13 protein-coding genes are annotated in these 19,754 nt (G+C 65.6%); all 13 read left to right on the top strand.

The annotated features are described in order from the left end of the window. The first annotated feature begins 3 nt into the window (after positions 1–3). The 13 genes from ACLL97_RS07995 (at position 4) to ACLL97_RS07935 (ending at position 19,732) form a co-directional block, all read left to right on the top strand. Positions 4–2,160, top strand: a complete 2,157-nt coding sequence (locus ACLL97_RS07995; protein WP_411279945.1) for a penicillin-binding transpeptidase domain-containing protein — start codon at positions 4–6, stop codon at positions 2,158–2,160. After that, the gene (locus ACLL97_RS07990) at positions 2,157–3,707 is read left to right on the top strand and encodes a UDP-N-acetylmuramoyl-L-alanyl-D-glutamate--2,6-diaminopimelate ligase (protein WP_411279944.1); all 1,551 of its coding nucleotides are present in this window, start codon (positions 2,157–2,159) and stop codon (positions 3,705–3,707) included. Before ACLL97_RS07995 ends, ACLL97_RS07990 begins: the two co-directional genes overlap by 4 nt. After that, positions 3,704–5,113 (top strand): UDP-N-acetylmuramoyl-tripeptide--D-alanyl-D-alanine ligase, encoded by a 1,410-nt coding sequence (locus tag ACLL97_RS07985; RefSeq protein ID WP_411279943.1) that lies wholly within the window; start codon positions 3,704–3,706, stop codon positions 5,111–5,113. Before ACLL97_RS07990 ends, ACLL97_RS07985 begins: the two co-directional genes overlap by 4 nt. After that, a complete protein-coding gene (gene mraY / locus ACLL97_RS07980) occupies positions 5,113–6,255 on the top strand; it encodes a phospho-N-acetylmuramoyl-pentapeptide-transferase (RefSeq protein ID WP_411279942.1) in 1,143 nt (380 codons plus the stop codon). The genes ACLL97_RS07985 and mraY overlap by 1 nt, the downstream gene beginning before the upstream one ends. Positions 6,256–6,267: 12 nt before the next feature. After that, positions 6,268–7,710 (top strand): UDP-N-acetylmuramoyl-L-alanine--D-glutamate ligase, encoded by a 1,443-nt coding sequence (murD, locus tag ACLL97_RS07975; protein WP_411279941.1) that lies wholly within the window; start codon positions 6,268–6,270, stop codon positions 7,708–7,710. Next, the gene (locus ACLL97_RS07970) at positions 7,707–8,900 is read left to right on the top strand and encodes an FtsW/RodA/SpoVE family cell cycle protein (RefSeq protein WP_411279940.1); all 1,194 of its coding nucleotides are present in this window, start codon (positions 7,707–7,709) and stop codon (positions 8,898–8,900) included. Before murD ends, ACLL97_RS07970 begins: the two co-directional genes overlap by 4 nt. Beyond that, positions 8,897–10,024, top strand: a complete 1,128-nt coding sequence (locus ACLL97_RS07965) for a UDP-N-acetylglucosamine--N-acetylmuramyl-(pentapeptide) pyrophosphoryl-undecaprenol N-acetylglucosamine transferase (protein ID WP_411279939.1) — start codon at positions 8,897–8,899, stop codon at positions 10,022–10,024. Before ACLL97_RS07970 ends, ACLL97_RS07965 begins: the two co-directional genes overlap by 4 nt. Before the next feature lie 21 nt (positions 10,025–10,045). Further along, a complete protein-coding gene (gene murC / locus ACLL97_RS07960; RefSeq protein WP_411279938.1) occupies positions 10,046–11,500 on the top strand; it encodes a UDP-N-acetylmuramate--L-alanine ligase in 1,455 nt (484 codons plus the stop codon). Continuing rightward, positions 11,500–12,264, top strand: a complete 765-nt coding sequence (locus ACLL97_RS07955) for a cell division protein FtsQ/DivIB (RefSeq protein WP_411279937.1) — start codon at positions 11,500–11,502, stop codon at positions 12,262–12,264. The genes murC and ACLL97_RS07955 overlap by 1 nt, the downstream gene beginning before the upstream one ends. After that, a complete protein-coding gene (ftsA, locus tag ACLL97_RS07950; RefSeq protein ID WP_411279936.1) occupies positions 12,261–13,514 on the top strand; it encodes a cell division protein FtsA in 1,254 nt (417 codons plus the stop codon). The genes ACLL97_RS07955 and ftsA overlap by 4 nt, the downstream gene beginning before the upstream one ends. 206 nt (positions 13,515–13,720) lie before the next feature. Then, positions 13,721–16,702 (top strand): M14 family zinc carboxypeptidase, encoded by a 2,982-nt coding sequence (locus tag ACLL97_RS07945; RefSeq protein ID WP_411279935.1) that lies wholly within the window; start codon positions 13,721–13,723, stop codon positions 16,700–16,702. Positions 16,703–17,174: 472 nt separating this feature from the next. Continuing rightward, complete coding sequence (ftsZ, locus tag ACLL97_RS07940; protein ID WP_411279934.1) at positions 17,175–18,440, top strand: cell division protein FtsZ; 1,266 nt, start codon at positions 17,175–17,177, stop codon at positions 18,438–18,440. A gap of 23 nt (positions 18,441–18,463) precedes the next feature. Continuing rightward, entirely contained in the window at positions 18,464–19,732 is a 1,269-nt protein-coding gene (locus tag ACLL97_RS07935; protein ID WP_411279933.1) for a M23 family metallopeptidase, read from the top strand. The last annotated feature ends 22 nt before the right edge of the window (positions 19,733–19,754 follow it).

The raw sequence follows: 19,754 nt of genomic DNA, 5'->3' as shown, positions 1-19,754 counted from the left end.
CGCATGATGTTCGGACCGATTCGAGAGACGGCCGCTCACGAGTCACGACCGGTGATCCATGACGCGAACACGCCGGTCACGATCAGCCGCGCACGTTCCATGATCGTGCACGGCGGACTGGTCGTGTTCGCCGTCGCGATTCTGGCCCGTGCCGTGCAGCTGCAGATCGTTGAGCACGACACGTGGCTGCGCGTCGCTGACCGACAGCACGTGGATCAGCAGACGGTGAAGCCGCTACGAGGGGCCATCACCGATGCCACCGGCATGGTGTTGGTGGAATCGCGCGAACAGATGAAGCTGAGCATCGCGCCTCGCGAGATTCGCGATGTGCGCCGCAAGAACGCGAAGCGTGGCGACCCGCTCGTGAAGACACGTGCCGTGCTGCGCCGTGGGCTGCGTGCGCTGTCGGTGCCCGAGTCGCAGATCCGTAAGGCGCTGGACACGACTCAGAAGTGGGTCTCGCTGCCCAAGCTGTATTCACCGTCCGACATGGAGCGCTTCGCCGGCTTGCCCGGCGTGCACGTGGAGCGGGTTCGCCGTCGTATCACCTCGGCCAGCGACAATCTGCGCGGCGTGCTCGGTGCGGTCGATGCGGACGATGCACCGGTCGGCGGCATCGAACTGGAACTCGATTCGTTCCTGCGTGGACAGGACGGCAGTCGGGCCGTCGTGAAGGATCCGAAGGCGGGCAATGTGGAGTCGCCGGAGCTGGCCAGCGTCGACGCGCTGCCGGGACATACGGTCACGCTCACGGTGAATCAAGCGCTGCAGGAGATCGCCGAGAGTGAACTCAAGCGAGCCCTCGTCCGCACGGGCGGCACCGGCGGCGATGTCGTGATTCTCGATCCGCGTGACGGCTCGCTACTCGCGCTGGCGGGCGTGCGCGACGGCAAGCCGTCGAGCACCAGCACACCGATGGCGCTGGCGTACGAGCCCGGCTCCGTGATGAAGCCATTCCTGGTGTCGCGTCTGTTCGACATGGGGAAGGCCACGCCGAACGAGATCATCGACACCGAGAACGGCAGCGCCATGCTGCCCGGTCGCAAGCGGGCGCTGACCGACGAACACAAGGCCGCGCAGATGCCGGTACGCGACGTGATACGTTTTTCGAGCAACATCGGCACTGCAAAGCTCGCGTTGCGCATGACCCCGCGCGAAGAGTTCGAGGCCCTGCGCGATTTTGGCTTCGGCTCGCTCACCGGCGTTCCCTATCCGGCTGAATCGAAGGGGTCGTTGCCGCTGCCCGCACGCTGGAGCGGCAGTACGCCGACATCCGTCTCGATCGGTTACGAAGTGCTGGCTACCCCGCTGCAGATTGCCCTCGCTTACGCTGCTATCGCGAACGATGGCGAACTGTTGCAGCCGGCCCTGGTGAAGGAAGTGCGCGACGCGCAGGGGACGACGATTTATCGACACGAGCGACGCGTGGTGCGGCGCGTGCTCACGGCCAAGACCGCGAAGGAGATGCGGGGACTGCTCGCGTCGGTGGTCGACAGCGGCACGGGTACCGCCGCCGAACTGGCCACCTTCGATGTGGCCGGCAAGTCGGGCACCGCGCGACGCAGCGAGAACGGACGGTATCTAGAGGGAAAGTACAATGCGACTTTCGCCGGCATGTTCCCGGCGCAGGCGCCGCAGTACGTGTTGGTGGCGCGTATCATCGATCCCAAGGGGACGTACTATGGCGGTATCGTCTCGGGCAGTCTCGTGAACGGAATTCTGCAGGCCGCGCTCGCGACCCGTAATTCGGCGCTCGATCGCAACGCGCTAGCCGAGGTCGCGAAGGCGATGCCGGTGCCCATCGTGAAGCCGAAATCGGTAAAAGCGCTGGCGCTCGCGACGCGTGACTCGTTGCGCCGTGACTCGCTGCTGGCACCACTGCCGCCCAACGCCGAGCCGGCGCCCGCTGCGGCGCGCGTGGTCGTCGCCCTCCCGTTCACCGCCCAAAGGCCGGTCGTACGTGTCGAACGCAACGTCCGGCCGGTGCCCTCGGTGTTCGGGCTCGACGTGAGGCAGGCCACGCGCACGTTGTACGCGGCCGGTTTTCAGGTGAGCATCGCGCGTGGCGCCGACGTGCGTACGCGTCCCGTTGCCGGCACCATGCTGCGCGTCGGCAGCACGGTGCAACTGGAAATGCCGCGCATGGAGTCGGCCAAGTGAGTGCGACCGCGCGACCGGTCAACATGTCGGTCGTGCTCGATGCGCTGCGCGATGCCGGCTTGCTGGTGTCGGCGGGCACCGAGCTGCCGGCCACCGTGACCGACGTGACCGACGACAGTCGGCGTGTCACCGCGGGATCGGCGTTCATCGCCGTGAAGGGGGCCGCGCAGGACGGTCATGCCTGGCTGCCGCAGGCCAAGGCCCGTGGCGCCGCGCTCGCACTGGTGGAATACGCGGCCGCGGGCGCCGTCGCGGCGGCGGCGGCCGGACTCCCGGCGATCGTGGTGCGCGATGGCCGACGGGCGGCGGCCGTGGCGGCGGCTGCGTTCCATGGCTGGCCCACGCGCGAGCTCACGCTGGTGGGTGTGACCGGCACCAACGGTAAAACGACCACCGTTGGCCTGCTGCGTCATCTGCTCGATTCCCCGGAGCGACCCGCCGCATCGATCGGCACGTTAGGTGTGCTGGTTGGCAGTGAAGGCGTCGCGATGCCGGGTGGCAGCGGCCTCACCACGCCGGGCCCCGTCGAGTTGCAGCGACTGTTGCGTGAACTGCTCGATCGTGGCGTGCGCACGGTCACGATGGAAGTGTCATCCCACTCGCTCGATCAGCGACGGGTGGATGGCCTCTCGTTCGCGGCGGCGGTGTTTACGAATCTCACGCGCGACCATCTCGATTATCACGGCACAATGGACGCCTATCGTGCCGCCAAGTTGCGGTTGGTGGGCCTACTCGCGCGCGATGGCGTGGCTCTCTTCAATGCCGACGATCCGTCGTGGCGCGGGGTGACCAACGCGCCCACGTCGTACACCTTCGGCAGCGAGTCGGGTGCCGACATCTCGGCCCGCGATGTCACGTTTACCAGTGAAGGCAGCCGTTTCCTGCTCGTGTCGCCGCACGGCGCGCAGGCAGTGTCGCTGCCGCTCATCGGCGACTTCAACATTGCCAACGCCCTCGGCGCGGCCGCCGTCGCGCTGGCGTTAGGCATGCCGATCGCCGACGTGGCACAGCGACTGTCGGTCGCGCCGCAGGTGCCGGGTCGTCTGGAACGATTGCACGCCGCGCCCACGGTGCTGCGTGACTATGCGCATACGCCGGATGCGCTCGATCGTGCGCTCCGTGCCGTGCGTCCGTTCACCCGACAGGCGGATGGCTCGTCCAGCCGCCTGATCGTGCTGTTCGGCTGTGGGGGCGACCGTGATCGTGGCAAGCGTCCCGAGATGGGAGGCATTGCCGAGGCGTTGGCCGACGTCGCGATCGTGACCAGCGACAATCCGCGCACGGAAGATCCCGATCGCATTCTCGACGACATCGAGGCGGGCATGACGCGCCGGGACCATGTCCGGATCGTCGATCGTCACGACGCGATCGCCCATGCCCTGCGTATGGCCACACCGCACGATGTGGTGGTGCTCGCCGGCAAAGGACACGAGACCTATCAGATTCGCGGCACGACGTCGTATCCGTTTGATGAACGTGAAATCGTGCGCGAACTTATGGCCGCGATGCCGCCTGTCCTTCCCAACAGTCCGCCCCCTTCTGCGTGACCGCTTATTCCACTGCCGGCACCGCGTTCAGCGCGATTCCCGCCGTCGCACCCGACCACGCGCATCCGTACTGGACCTTCGAGCGCGTGGCGGCGGCGCTTGGGACCGGGCCGCAGATCCCACGTCCCCTGGCCGGTGTGTGCACGGACACGCGGGCGATCGCGCGGGGCGACGTGTTCGTGGCGCTGAAAGGCGAACGCTTTGACGCGCACGATTTTCTGGCTACCGCCCGCGACGCCGGGGCCGCCGCGTTCGTCGTGAGCGACGCCACCAAGGCTGCCGGGCTCGGCGTGCCCACCTACGTCGTGCCCGATACGCTGGTCGCGCTTGGACAGCTCGCCACCGCCTGGCGCCGCGCCTGGGGACGCAGCGTTATCGCGGTGGCCGGTTCCAACGGTAAGACCAGCACGAAGGAACTGCTCAAGGCCGCGTTCGCGCGCACGATGGTGGTGCACGCCACCACGGGCAATTTGAACAACCGTATCGGCGTACCGCTCACGCTGTTGGCCATACCGTCTGATGCCGAGGTGGCGATCGTCGAGGTGGGCACCAACACGCCCGGCGAAGTCGCGACCTTGCGGGACATCACAGCACCCGACATCGCGGTGCTCACCTCGATCGGTGAAGAACATCTGGAAGGACTCGGTGATCTGGCCGGCGTGATGCGCGAGGAGAGCGAGATCTTTCATCGCGTGGCGCTGGCGATCGTGCCATCCGCCCATCCCGAAGTCATGGACGTCGCGAAGGCGCGCGCGACGACGGTGCTGTCGGCGGGTCTCGAGCAGGCAACGGTAATGCCCACCGCGTGGGGGCTCGACCCCGAGGGGCGCCCGTGGCTCGACGTCGACGGCGTCCATTTCACGCTGCCGCTGCGCGGTGCGCATCAAGCCGCGAACGCCATGTTGGCCATCGCCGCCGCCGGGGCCTGCGGGGTACCGTTGGCCGACGCGGCAGCGGGTATGGCCGAGATGCCGGTGCCACGCATGCGCGGGGCGTGGGAGCAGATTGGGGAGCTGATCCTGATTAACGATGCCTACAACGCGAATCCGGCGTCCATGCGCGCCGCGCTCGACCTGCTTAGTCGGGTCGGGTCGGGACGGCAGCGGGTCGCGATTCTCGGTAGCATGCGTGAACTCGGCGCGCAGGCAGCGCAGCAGCATCGCGCGGTGGCCGCGGTGGCGCTGGCGTCCGAGGCCGATCTCATCGTCGGCGTCGGTGACTTCGCATTGGCCTTTCAGGAGGTGGCGCCGCTCAATGCGCGCGTTCTCGCGACGCCGGACTTCGACGCGCTGTGGCCGCTCATTGAATCGCGACTCGAACGAAATGCCATTGTGCTGCTCAAGGGCTCCCGCGGGATGCGTCTCGAGCGGCTCGTTCCCACGCTTACGACCTGGGCGACGGCTTAGTGCTCTACTATCTGCTCCAACCCTTTGCGCGCGACGTCCGCGTGCTCAATCTGCTCAACTACATCACGTTCCGGTCGGCCGCCGCGTTCGTTTCGGCACTGCTGCTGACGTTTGTGTTCGGGCCCGTCATTATTCGCCGCCTCCGCTCCATGGCGGTGCATCAGGTCGTGCGTGAGGGCACACCCGACTCGCACGCCGGGAAGGGGACCACGCCGACGATGGGTGGCCTTATCATCTTGGCGGCCACGTTCGTGCCAGTGCTGTTGTGGGCGCGACTGAGCAATCGCTACGTGTTACTCGCCATGGCCGTTACAGCGTGGATGGGCATGATCGGATTTCTCGACGACTACCTCAAGCTGCGGCAGAAGCGGGAAGGAAAGAAGAACGAAGGGCTCGTGGAGCGGTATAAACTCGCCGGCCAAATCACCTGTGGACTTGGGCTCGGGCTCATCCTGCTGGTGTTCCCCATTTCCACGCTTCCCGGAGCCAGCACGACGCTGCCGTTTTTCAAGTACATCCTGGTGGTGCCGGCGGTCGCGTGGGCGGCGTGGATGTACATCCCGTGGGTCACCTTCATTTTGACCGGCTTCAGCAACGCGGTGAATCTCACCGACGGTCTTGACGGACTGGCTGCCGGGTTGATGGCGATCGCCGTCCTCGCACTTGGCTTGTTCGCCTATGTGGCGGGCCGTGTCGACACGAGCGCATATCTGCAAATCTTCTATATGCGCGGCGCCGGTGAACTCACGGTATTCTGCGCGGCGGTGGTCGGCGCGTGTATCGGTTTCCTGTGGTACAATGCGCATCCGGCGCAGGTCTTCATGGGTGACACCGGCTCGCTCGCGCTCGGCGGGGCGCTCGGAGCGATCGCCATTTTGCTCAAGAGCGAGTTCCTGTTGCTGATCGTCGGAGCGGTGTTCGTGGCGGAGACCGTATCGGTGATCCTGCAGCGCACGGTGTTCAAGTACCGGAAGCAGCGCTACGGATTGGAGTACGCCCAACTGCATCGTGTGTTCAAACGAGCGCCCTTGCATCATCACTTCGAACTGTCCGGCTGGCCGGAGACGCAGGTCGTCATCCGCTTCTGGATCATCGGAATTCTCTGCGCGATTCTCGCGCTCAGCACGCTCAAACTGCGGTGACGGAGCGCAACCATGGGTGAGGCCCGGCTGCCGCAGGAGCTCGCGTCGATCGTCGCGCGACGTCTGGCCGAAAAACGGGGAGAGTTCGCCGTGATCGGGCTCGGCCGCAGCGGTATCGCCGCCGTGCGCCTGCTGCGCGCGGCGGGGCTATCGGTGTACGCCTCGGATGCGTCGAGATCGACCGCGGTGCGTAGTGCCGCCGCGCTGCTCGAGCGCGAAGGCGCCAGCATTGATGTCGGGGTGCACAACGCGCAGCGCATTGCGCATTGCTCGGTGCTGATCGTCAGCCCCGGCATTCCGCCCACGGCGGCGCCGATTCGTGCCGCCCTCAGTGCCGGCGTGCCGGTGGTCAGTGAAGTCGAGGTCGCACTGCGCATGTTGCCGGCGCTGCGCTACATCGCGGTCACCGGCACCAACGGCAAGTCGACCACCACGGCGCTCATCGGCCATTTGCTGCGTGCACTGGGGCATGATGCCGCCGACGTAGGCAATATCGGCACGCCGGTCTCGGAGCTTGCCCTACGGAAGGCGCCGCCAGTGTGGGCGGCGCTCGAGCTATCATCGTTTCAGTTGCATGACACCCCAGGGATCATGCCCGACGTCGGTGTGCTCACCACGCTCAGCCCGGATCATCTCGATCGCTACGCCAGTGTGGACGAGTACTATGCCGATAAGAAACGACTGTTTTCAAACGCCGCGCTGCCGTCGCACTGGGTGACGACGGCCGACAGCCCCGATGTCGAGGCGCTGGTAGCCGACGTCCCCGGACATTGGTACCGCTTCTCCGTGCATCGCACCGATGTGGATGGCTACTACGATCGCGGTGCCGGTATGCTGCATGTCTTCGGCGACCCACTCGTGGCGCGCGACCAGCTGGCACTCGCCGGCGATCACAACGTCGCCAACGCGTTGGCCGCGGTGCTGGCGGTGATGGCGGCCGATCCGTTGCATCGCCTCCCCTTGGCGCGCACCCTGCTGGCAAAAGCGATCGCGACCTTCGGCGCACTACCGCATCGGCTCGAGCCGGTGCTTGATCGTGATGGCGTGTTGTGGCTCAATGATTCGAAGGCCACGAACATCGACTCCACCAACGTGGCGCTGGCCAGCATGTCGCGCCCCACCATCGTGTTGCTCGGTGGACGTCACAAGGGTGAGTCCTATACCGCGCTTGTTCCTGAGTTGCGGCGTACGGCCAAGGCCGTGCTTGCATACGGCGAGGCCGGGGCGCTGATCACCGGCGATCTGGAAGCGCCGCTGCATGGACGAGTCACGGTGGAGCACTGTGGTGCGGACCGTTTCGAGCAGGTCATGCGGCGGGCGCGTGCCTTAGCCGTGGCGGGAGATGTGGTGCTGTTGTCTCCGGCCTGTTCCAGCTACGACATGTTCAACAACTACGAAGAGCGCGGCGTGGAGTTTGCGCGACTGGCGGGCGTGCTCATGGAGGCCGCGCCGTGAGCGGTGCCACGAGGGCGGTGACGTCCGGCACCCGTGAACGCTGGCGTATGTCGCTCGAGGCGCGCGCGCTACTCCTGGTCACTGCCGTGCTCGTCGCCTTCGGATTGGCCGTGTTGTACAGCGCCAGCGCCTTGCAGGCGATCTCGGCGAATAGTCCGGGGCATTTCTTCGTGCTGCGTCAGTTCACCGGCGTAATCGTCGGCGTAGTCACGTTCGCCATCTGTGCGAAAGTCGACGCGGAGATCTGGCGACGGTATGCGTGGCATATCATGGGCATCAGCGTGCTGCTCATGCTCATCGTCATCCTGCCCGGTACGGAAGCGATCTCGAAGAATATGTACGGATCGCGTCGCTATCTCTTCAACGGCTCGATTCAACCGTCCGAGCTGGCCAAGTTCGCCGTGTTGGTGTGGACGCCGATGTTGCTGGTGAAGAAGGGGGCCGCGGTGAAGCAGCTGGGCAAGGGGCTCATGCCGTTCGCGGTCGTCATCGGCGCGCTCACTCTGCTCGCGATGCTCGAACCCGATATTTCCGTGGCCATGATGTTCTGCCTCATCATGGCGGTGTTGCTGTTCGTGGGCGGCGCGCGCGTGTCGCACTTTCTACTGTTCGGTGCCGTGGGTCTGCTGTTGATCGGCTTTCAGGCCTCGCAGAGTTCGTACGTGCGCCGGCGCGTGGATAGTTTTTTCGCCAAGGAGCAGGAATCGACCACGCGTTCAGCCACCGGTGATCAACAATATCAGTCGCTCGTCGCGGTTGGGTCGGGTGGCATCGTGGGTGTCGGGTTCAGCCAAGGCAGTCAGCAGCGTGGATGGCTCCCGCTCGCATACAACGATTTCATCGGCTCGATTGTTGGTGAAGAGTGGGGCTTCCTCGGACTCGGCGGCCTTACCTTGGCCTTCGCGCTGTACGGCTGGCTTGGCTTCCGGATTGCCAGGCGAGCCCGAAGTCCGTTCACGGCGCTGGTCGCGATCGGGATCACCTTTGTCACGGTGTTCACCGCGTTTATTCACCTGGGCGTGGTGATCGGGTTGCTGCCCAATACCGGACTGACGTTGCCCTTTGTGTCGTACGGACGCTCCAATCTCGTCCTGACGCTGGCAATGACAGGTATCCTCGTGAACATCGGGAGTGATCGTGAGCGCGTGTACGGTACGACCGCCACCGATCCGCTGGTGTCGATGGCATGACACGACCGGCCACGACACGGGTGTTCTTCGCCGGCGGTGGCACCGGTGGCCATTTGTATCCCGGGCTGGCGATTGCCCGGGCATTAGTAAACCAGGCTCCTCACATCCAGCCGCATTTCATCGGCGCGTGGCGCGGCATCGAGCGGGAGGTGCTTCCCACGACCGAGTTTCCGTTCACACTGCTCGATCTGCATCCGCTATATCGTCACGCGCCCTGGAAAAATTGGCGGACCGTGGTAGGCGCGGTTGGCGCATGGCGCGAGCTCACGCGGCTGGCGGCGCCGAATACACCGCGCGCAGTAATCGGCACCGGTGGCTACGCGGCCGGTGTCGCGCTGGCGTGGGGCCGCGCCCACGGCGTCCTCACCATGCTGCATGAGCCCGACTCGCATCCTGGACTGACCACGCGCACGTTTGCCAAAGGCGCGCGGTCGTTGTTTCTCGGATTTCCTGAGGCGGCGAATCGGCTCGCGGTGGGCGCACACACGCAGGTGCTGCCGTTGGGATGTCCGATCGAGCCGCCGCCGCCGACGCCGCTGTCGAGGGCCGAGGCGCGGCGCGTGTGGGGACTCCCCGACGACGCGTTCGTGGTGCTCGTGGTGGGCGGGAGTCAGGGCGCGCGTGCGTTGAACGAGGTCGTCGCCGCCTGGACCCAGCAGGCACTTCCCAGCGGCGTGGCCGTGATCTGGGCCACCGGCAAGCAACAAGCGGCCGCGTACCTCGATCGCGAATCGGGTATGGTGCGCGTGCGCCCGTATCTAGCGCCGATCGCCGAGGCCTACGCCGCCGCCGATCTCGCCGTTACTCGGGCCGGCGCCATGACCATCGCGGAGCTGTGCGCTTGGGGCATTCCTTCGCTGTTGGTCCCGCTCCCAACCGCCGCGCAGGATCATCAAACGCACAACGCACAGGCCACGCAGGCGGCGGGGGCCGCCCGTTATGTGCCACAGCGCGACTTCACCGTGTCGACGCTGGATGCTGCGGTGCGCGCGCTACGCGACGATCCCGCCGCGCGAAACGCGATGCACGCCGCCGCGCTGCAGCGAGCCCGTCCCGGCGCCGCCGCCGACATCGCGCGTTCGGTCATCGTGACCCTCGACCTGGGGGCGGTGGGGATCGGCTGATCGGGTCGCCATATTGTAGCCATGTCTGCGCCGCATACACGCCCCGATAACGCCGCATCCGGCGCCCGCGCTCCGTCGTTGACGGCCGCCATGCTTCTCGATCGCACCGACCCGCGTCCCGTGCACTTCATCGGGATTGCCGGTGCCGGTATGAGTGCGCTTGCTGAACTGCTCGTCCGTCGAGGCGTGCGCCTTCAGGGGACCGATGCCAATCCCTCGGGAGCCCCCGATCTCGCGCGCTACGGGATCGCCGTCGTCGCGCACGACGCCACACTGGTGAGCGGCGCTCGAGCCGTGGTGTATTCGTCGGCCATCGCCGCGTCGCATCCTGAGATGGTGGCCGCGCGCGCGGCGGGCATTCCGCTGGTGCGACGCGCCGAAGCCCTCGCCGATGCGGTCAGTGGTGGAACGCTCGTGGCAATCGCCGGCACGCACGGCAAGACCACCACGACCGTGATGACCACGGAAGCGCTCACCGCCGCCGGTCGCGACCCTACGGGCGTGGTTGGCGGACGGGTTGAACTCTGGGCGGGCAATCTCCGACTCGGAGGCGACACGTACGTGGTGGAAGCCGACGAATACGATCGCTCATTCCTGGCGCTCAACCCGGCGGTGGCCGTCGTGCTCAACGTCGAAGCCGATCATCTCGACATCTATCGAGATCTCGACGATATCATGCGCACCTTCGAGCAGTATCTCGCACCGGCGCGCGTCGTGGTGCGCTGCGCCGATGACGACGGAGCGATGGCGCTGCGCATTGCGTCGCGGCACGAGGTAATTGCGTACAGCGCGACCGCGCCCGGCACGGCGCCGTCGGCGCATGCCAACGACGCGCGACTGGTGGCCGACGAGTTGGTACTCGACGCGATGGGCGCGCGCTTTCAGGTGCGATTCGACAGCGACATGCTCGGACCGGTTCAGCTCACCGTGCCTGGCCTGCACAACGTGCGAAACGCGATGGCGGCGCTCGGTGCTGGGCTTGCACTCGGCTGCACTGTCGCGCAGATGGCGCCGGGACTCGCGAATTTCCGCGGCGTCGAACGCCGATTCCAGCGGCTGGGCGCGGTGCAGGGCATCGATGTCGTCGATGACTACGCACACCACCCCACCGAGGTCCGCGCCACGATCGCGGCGGCGCGTCATGCATACCCTGGTCGTCGTCTCGTGCTCGCCTTCCAGCCGCACCTGTATTCGAGAACACGCGATCTGCAGACGGATTTCGCCGACGCGCTCGGTGCGGCCGACGTGCTGCTGCTGTGCGACATTTACGGTGCACGTGAGGCGCCCGAACCGGGGGTGACGTCCGCGCTCATCGGAGACCGCGTGTCCGGAGGTGTCATGCAATGGCATGGCCCACGAAGTGAGGCGGCGGCCGCGCTGCGCGCGATCGTGCGCGAGGGCGACGTGGTCGTCACGATGGGCGCCGGCGACATCACGAAGACCGGTCCCGAATTGATCGAGGCGCTGCGCCAGTAATGGCCACCGTGGCGTTCGATCCCGGCATGTCGTCGGCCAAGCAGGGGAAGCCCAAAGCGGCGCCGAAAGCGGCGCGCCCCACTTGGCTGCGCTGGCTTCGGGTGTGCGCCTTCCTCTTGGCCGTCGGCGTCGTGGTCGGCACACCATGGTGGGGCCCCCAGGCGCTCGCGCGTCTCGACTATTTCCACGCCCGCCGGGTGGTCTTCGAGGGCGTGCGCTATGCCCGTCCCACGGAACTGGTCGCGCGTCTCAAGGTGGACACGCTCCAATCGGTGTGGCAGCCACTGGAGCCGCTGGCCGAGCGCATTGGAGCCCACCCCATGGTCGCCTCGGTGATCGTCGAGCGACAGCTGCCGGGGACCTTGGTCATCCGCGTGGTAGAGCGGGAGCCGGTCGCGTATGTGCCCCGAAAAGGCCGACTTCAACCGGCCGATGCGACGGGACGTCCACTGCCGATCGACCCGGTTCGGTATCCGCTCGACGTCCCCGTGGCCGCCACCGCCGACAGTGCACTCCTGCACGTGTTGGACGGTCTGCGCAAGGACGCGCCGAAACTTTTTGCCAGAGTCTCGCACAGCGAACGGGCCGGAATGGACGAATTGCGCTTCAAATTGGGCGGGCTCACGGTGCGGACGACCTCCGACGTGACCGTAGCGCGGTTCAAGGACATATTACCTGTGGAAGCGGACCTCGCGCGGAATCATCTGCGTGCGGTGGAGCTCGACCTCCGCTTTCGTGACCAGGTGATCGCCAGACAGCCATGACTTCCGAACCCATTGTCGCCGCCCTCGATATCGGCACCGCCCACACCACCGCTATCGTCGCGGCGGTGCACGGCGATCTGCCGCGCACGCCGACGCTGCGCGTGCTCGGGGTAGGGAACACCCGCACGATGGGCCTGCGCCGCGGTGTCGTCTCGGACATCGAGGAAGCCACGCACAGCATCCGGAAGGCCGTCGAAGAAGCCAGCCGCGTGGCCGGCGTCACGCCTGACTCGCTCTACGTCGGCATCGCCGGTGAACACGTGCGGGCGATGTGCTCGACGGGCGTGGTGGCCATCAGCGGCAATGAGATCATGCGCACCGATGTCGATCGCGTGAACGAAGTCGCGCGCGCCATGGCGATTCCGCAGGATCGCGAACTGTTACATGCGATCCCGCAGGAATACCGCGTCGATAAAACCGATGGCATCCGCGATCCCGTCGGCATGATCGGCACCCGTCTCGAGACAGAGATGTATCTCGTCACGATCGGCAGTTCACCGGCCATGAATCTGCGCAAGAGTATCGAGCGCGCGGGATACAAAACCCGTGAGCTGGTACTGGAACCGCTCGCCAGCGCGTTGGCCGTGCTCACCGAGGAAGAAAAGGAACTCGGCGTCATCCTCCTCGAACTCGGCGCCGGCACCACCGATCTCGCCGTGTTTCACGAGGGCAAGATCCGGCATCTTGGTACGATTCCCTTCGGCGGTAACGCCGTCACCAGCGACCTCGTGCAGGGACTCGGTATCACCAACAGCGACGCCGAGCAGCTCAAGGAAGCGTACGGCTGCGCGTACGAGCCGATGGTCGATTCCGAGCAGGTAATCGCCATGCCGGCATCGGCGTCGCACGGCGAGCGACACATCTCCCGCGAGCTCATGACGCACATCATCCATCAACGCATGGATGAGATTTTCGACCGGGTGCAGCGCGAAGTGCAGACGGCGGGTTTTGCTGGCCGCCTGAACGCCGGCATCGTGCTCACCGGCGGTGGTGCCGCGCTCGACGGCGTCAGCGAACTTGCCGCCGACGTGTTCGGACTTGGCGTCCGCGTGGGGGTGCCGGGTGACAAGGTCGGTGGCCTCGTCGAGCAGATCGCCGCGCCGCGTTTTGCCACGGCGGTTGGACTCGCCCTGTATGGCGCCCATCGCGTCGCGCTGGGCGGCGTGATCGCGCGCCGTCCCTCGCTCACGGGCGCCGGTGTCGACAAACTGGCCACGCGCGTGAAGACGTGGTTGCAGGATTGGTTCTAACGTAACGGCGAGGTAGGGAGTGCGCGGTACGGGGTACGGGGACTTTGTCTCGGTACCCCGTACTCTTTACGCCCTACGCCGTACTCTTTACTCCGTACTCCCTACTCCCTACTCCCTACTCCCTACTCCCTACTCCGTACTCCCTACTCCCTACTCCCTACTCCGTACTCCGTACTCCCTACTCCTTACTGCTTCGGAGTTCCCATATGATCACCGTCAGTCGCTCGCTCTCTTTAACGCTGCGCTCTGCGTTGCTGCTCGGCTTGACGCCGTTCGCGTCGTTGACTGCTCAGCAGCTCACGACCGAAACGCGCGATCCCAATCAGAAGCAGGATCCGACGTTCACGCAGAGCTATCAGGCGTGGCTCGCGAATCCGAAGCATGGCAGCCCGCTGGTGGATCACTTGCCGCTGGTGGAGGGCATCCCCACACCGCGCGACGTGCTCGGATACCACATTGGTGCGCCGCGCAAACTCACGTACTATGCCGATCAGCTGAAGTACTACCGGGCGCTCGCCGCCGCCTCGCCCCGCGTGAAGATCGAAACGATCGGACGCTCCGACGAAGGCCGTGAGCTGGTGGTGATCTGGATCTCCTCCGAGGCGAACATGCAGCGCCTCGATCAGAACCGGAAGAATCTCGCCAAGATCGCCGACCCGCGCGGCATGACCGACGCGCAGGTGAAGACCGTGTTGGCCGAGACAAAGCCGCACTATCACTTCCTGGGCGGCCTGCACAGCGGCGAAACCGGGCCCTCGGAAATGCTGATGGAATTGGCGTATCGCCTCGTGACCGAGACGTCGCCGCTCATCAGTCAGATCCGTGAACAGCTGTATGTGTCGATGACGCCGGCGGCGGATGCGGACGGACGCGATCGCAACGTCGACTGGTTCTTCCGCGGACTCGATATGGCCGCCGCGATTCCGGCGCCGGCGATCACGCCGGCGGCCCCCGCGACACCGGCGGCGCCGGCCGTGGCTGGCGATACCACCCGTCGCGCGCCGTTGGCGGCCCCCGCCGTGCCCGCACCCGGTGGCGGTGGCGGTGGCGGTGGCTTCGGTGGAGGCGCCGGTGTGCCGTACTGGGGCAAGTACGTGTACCACGACAACAATCGCGACATCAACATCAAGCTCGTGCAGATGCGGGCGATCATCGAGTGGTACTTCACAGCATTCCCGCCGATCATGCACGATCTGCATGAAGCGCAGCCGTTGCTGTACACGTACACCGGTGGCCCGCCGCAGAATCCGAATCTCGATCCGATCCTGTTCGCCGAGCTGCCGTGGTTCGGCAATTGGGAAATGGCGCAGATGACCAAGTGGGGCATGCCGGGCGTGTATACGCATGCCTTCATGGACGGCTGGTCGCCGGGCTATCTGGGATCGGTCGCGTACAACCACAACGGCCTCATGAAGATGTACGAGACGCAGTCGGGCCGTGACCTCGACAGCGCCGCGATGGCCACCGCACGCAGCGGTACCGCGACGGCAGCGCTAGCGGCGGGTGGTGGCCTGGGCGGCGGACGCGTCGGCGCCGTACCGACGGGACGCGGTGGCGCGCAGGATCGCGAGTGGTATCGCGGCAATCCGATCGGCTTCAACGACATTGCGACATTTACGCGTCGCTCGAACACGAATTACATGCAGACCGGCGTGCTCTCGGCACTACAGTTGGCGTCGATGTTCCCGGCCACCGTGCTCGAGAACTTCTACATCAAAACGCGCAACAGCATCGAGGAAGGCAAGGTCAAGGCGCCATACGGCTTCGTGATTCCGCTCCAGCGTGACATGACGCGCGTCGCAGAGTTCGTGAATCTCTTACGCGTGCAGCGCATCGAAGTCGGGCAGGCCACTGCACCCGTCAAGGTCGGTGCGACCACGTATCCCGTCGGCTCGTACGTCATCAAGCGTGATCAGCCGTATGGACGGCTTGCGAAGAATCTCATCGAGCGGCAGCAGTATCCTGATGCGCGTCTCAACACCTACGACGACAGCGGCTGGTCGATGGGGCTTGCGATGGACGTCGACGTCGTCGAAATCGCCGACGCGAGCATTCTGAATGCCGCCGTGTCGCCGGTGAACAGGGTCGTGCTCAAGGGGAATACCCGTGGCACGGGGACCGCGGCGATTGCCGTCGCGCATACGGGCTCGAACAACATGGTCACGCTGCGCTACCTGCTGCGCACCGTGCCGATGAAGGTGGCCGAGCAGACCTTCAGCGCTGGCGACACGACGTTCCCGGCCGGCTCCTTCGTGGTCGACGGCAAGTACGCGCCGCGTGTTCGCACGCTGGTGGATTCTCTCGGGCTGACGGCCGCGATGCTGGGCCGCATGCCCACGGTCGCGATGCACGACGCGGATGTCCCGCGCGTCGCGATCTACACGCAGTGGAGCGGCACGCAGAACCTGGGGTGGTATCGTCTCACGTTCGACGAGTTCAAGATTCCGTACGACTTGATCTACAAAGAACGCGTGGTACAGGGCAACCTGCGGAAGGACTACGACGTGATCCTGATGGCCGAGCAGAACCTGAGCCGGCAGACGGTGATGCAGGCGCCGGCGCCGCGCGCGCAGCCCTATCTCAAAAACGACAAGTACACGTTCCTCGGCCTGTACGGCGAGACGAAGGACATGACGGGCGGCTTTCGCCAGCCAGGCGTCGATGCCGTTGCCTCGTTCCTCGCGTCGGGCGGCACGCTGATCGCGATTGGCGAGTCGGCGCGGTTGCCGATCGAGTTCGGTTGGGCGCGCACCGTCGACAAGGTCGCGGTGCCGGGGCTCACGTCGCAGCGTCCGCTGGTGGAAGCCACAATCACGCGTCCGGAGCATCCGGTGTTTTATGGCTTCGGCAAGACCGTCATTCCTGTGAAGTACGTGGGCGGCACGCCCTTCAAGGTCGGTATCGCCGACGAGGGAAACGTGCTCGCCCGCTACGTGGGTGGCGACAAGGCCGTGTTATCGGGTCTGATGACCGGTGCTGATTCACTCAAAGCGCGTCCGTTCGCGGTCGACGTGTCGGGCGCTGTGAAGGGGAACGGACGCGTGATCCTGTTCGCGAACAATCCGATCTACCGCTGGCAGAACCACGGCGAGTTCAACATGGTCTTCAACAGCATCATCAACTGGAACGACGCCGGCGGTGCGGTGGAGACAAAGCCCGCCGTGACGGCCCCCGCGGGTGGCCGGTAGCGTCTCACCGGACCGCATTGATGAACTGATCACGCCGAGGGCAAGGCGCGCGCAGAGGCGCAGAGGTCGAAGCGACGAGCTCTGCGCCTCTGCGCTCTCTGCGTCTCCGCGTGATCGGTTCCTCCGAATAACAGTGTGGCATCGATGCCGCTCGTGCGTGCCATTCACGAATGTCACAAGCCGTAAAAAGAGACAGCAGTGTGGATAAAGTGCGACGCATTTCACGATGCCCGAGCTCGTGACGAATCTGTCCAACATCAACGGATTTCACGGGTTGCGCTGCACTCTCGAATGTGTATTCTAGGGAAGCTTTTGCATCATGCGGCATGATCTTCCACATTCCTCAGAGTCCGTGCGCGGACCGCCGACGTTGGCGGAGCTCGCTGCAAAGGACTCGTGGTGACCCAGCCTGCGGCCGGGTTGCTATGCGACCCACCCTGAGCCCGCCAAGCCCCGTATGGAGCTCCCCCGCATGACTTTCGAGTTCGAAGAAAGCGCGTCCCAGAATGCCCGCATGAAGGTTGTGGGCGTGGGCGGCGGTGGCGGCAATGCCGTCAACCGTATGATCGAGGAACACCTCGAAGGCGTCGAGTTCATTTCGGTGAACACCGACGCGCAAGCGCTCATGAACTCCAAGGCCGACGTCAAGATTCAGATCGGCAAAAAGCTCACGCGTGGACTCGGTGCCGGCGCACGCCCGGAAATCGGACGTCAGGCTATCGATGAAAACCGCGAAGACACCAAACGCGTGCTCGGCAATGCCGATCTGGTCTTCGTCACCTGCGGTATGGGTGGCGGTACCGGTACCGGTGCGGCCCCGGTGATTTGCGAACTCGCGCGCGAGGCTGGGGCACTCACCGTCGGCATCGTCACGCGTCCGTTCCTGTTCGAAGGCCGCAAGCGCATGCGTCAGGCGGAAGAAGGCATTGCCGAAATGCGGAAGCACGTGGACACCATGATCATCGTGCCCAACGAGCGACTGCTGGCCGTGGTCGGCAAGGGCATCCCGTTCCACGAGGCCCTCAAAAAGGCCGACGAAGTCCTGTTGCACGCCACGCAGGGCATCTCGCTGCTCATCAGCGAGACCGGGCTCGTGAATGTCGACTTTGCCGACGTCCGCACGGTCATGCAGAATGGGGGTTCCGCGCTCATGGGTACTGGCGTCGGCCGCGGGGAAAACCGCGCCATGGAAGCCGCCCAGCAGGCCATCGCCTCGCCGCTGCTCGACAACGTGTCCATTTCCGGCGCTACCGGCGTGCTGGTCAACATCACCGGCGGCGAAGACCTCACGCTCGGGGAAGTCACGCAGATCAACGACATCGTGCACGATGCGGTGGGCGATAACGCCGAAATCATCTTTGGCGCGGTGCATGAGCCCGCCATGATGAACGAGATTCGCGTTACGGTCATTGCGACCGGTTTTGACCGGCAGATGCAAGGAGCCGCCGGAAACGGAGTCGTCCGTCATGTGCCGCTCGGCACACCAGCCCCTTCCGTCATCAATCCGCCGACTGCATCTTTTCCTCCTGCGGCGGCCGCGGCCGCTAAGCCCAACCCCTCGGTGCTGCCGTTCCCCACGCGAGACCGGCCAGCTTCGAGACCTCTGGCCGCCCCCGCTCGTCCGACATGGGAAGGGGCGCCACCACGACCGCCTCGCGTTCCTCCGGTTTCCTCGTCGCCCGGCACTGAGCTCGACGACATGGAAATCCCGACGTTCATACGGAGACAGATGGATTGACCAGCGCGCGCGCACGGCTCCTGATGGCTACCCTCTGTGCTGGTGTCGGAGCCACCGCTATTGCGTTGGGACGTCCCGTCCCCGAACGCCCCGCAGCGACCGTACTCGCTGCGGGGTCGCGTGTTTCTGTCGCCTCGAAGTGGCGCGTGCGGGTCGACACCGTCAGGCGAGGCGAACCGCTTATCGCCGCGCTGGAGCGTGCCGGTGTGCCTCGCCTCGAAGCAGCCCGAGTGCTGATGGAGTCGCGGGCCATCGACTCGAGAAAGATCCGCGCCGGCACTACCATCACCTCCAAGGTCAGCTCGGACTCCGGCCCCTCTGAAGTCGTGCTGCAACTCGCGATCGACCGGCTCGTTCGCTTTACCCGATCCGCCACGGCCGGCTCGCGGTCGGGATGGTTGGAGAAGGAAGAGAAGCTGCTCTGGACCACGGATACCGTGGTCGTAGGTGGAGTCGTCTCCTCCACCCTCACCGGGGCGATCGCACAGGGCGCTGATGCCTTTCCCGCCAACGTGCGTAATGATGTCGCCTACGCCCTTGCCGACATTCTCGAGTATCGCGTCGACCTGAGCCGCGATTTGCGCGAAGGCGACACGATCAAAGTGCTCATGGAACGCCAGCGCGCGCCGAATGGTGCCGTGCGCCCAGGCGAAGTCATCGCGGCGCGACTGACCGTCGATGGCCGTCGCGTGGAGACCATGCGCTTTGCGCAGGGCTCCACCGCCTCGTACTTCGACGGCGAGGGCAAGTCCATGCGCGCGGCGTTCCTGCGCGCGCCGCTCGCGTTCCGGCGAATTTCCAGCGTGTTCGGTCTGCGTCGCCATCCCATTCTCGGCACCGTCCGGGCGCATCAGGGCATGGACTACGCGGCCGCCCGCGGCACGCCAGTGCGCGCGCTCGGCGACGGCACGGTGATCTTTGCCGGCTGGAAGGGCGGCTACGGTCGCGTGCTCGAGATCCGGCATCGCAATGGCTTCGTCACGCGATACGGCCATCTCAATGGATTCGCTCCCGGCATCCGCCGCGGTACCCGTGTCTCGATCTCGCGCACCGTGGCGTACGTCGGTACCACGGGCCTCTCCACCGCGCCGCACCTGCATTTTGAAGTGCTCGTGAACGGAAAGCACCGGGATCCCCGTGTCGCCCTGCGCAACGTGACCGGTGAGCCACTCGCTGCCGGGCAGCGCGCCAGCTTCGAGGATCTCAAGGCGCGCCTCTTCTCCCGGCTCGATGGCCCGCGCACGACCACCACGGCCGCCGCTCCGGTCGTCACGCGCGGCGCCGGCGACTGAACTGAGCGGCATCCTTCCGCGT

This window comes from Gemmatimonas sp. (assembly GCF_046594945.1).
Taxonomy (GTDB): domain Bacteria; phylum Gemmatimonadota; class Gemmatimonadetes; order Gemmatimonadales; family Gemmatimonadaceae; genus Gemmatimonas.
The sequence above is the reverse complement of the archived record's forward strand: the minus strand, read 5'-3'. Positions and strand labels throughout refer to the sequence as shown.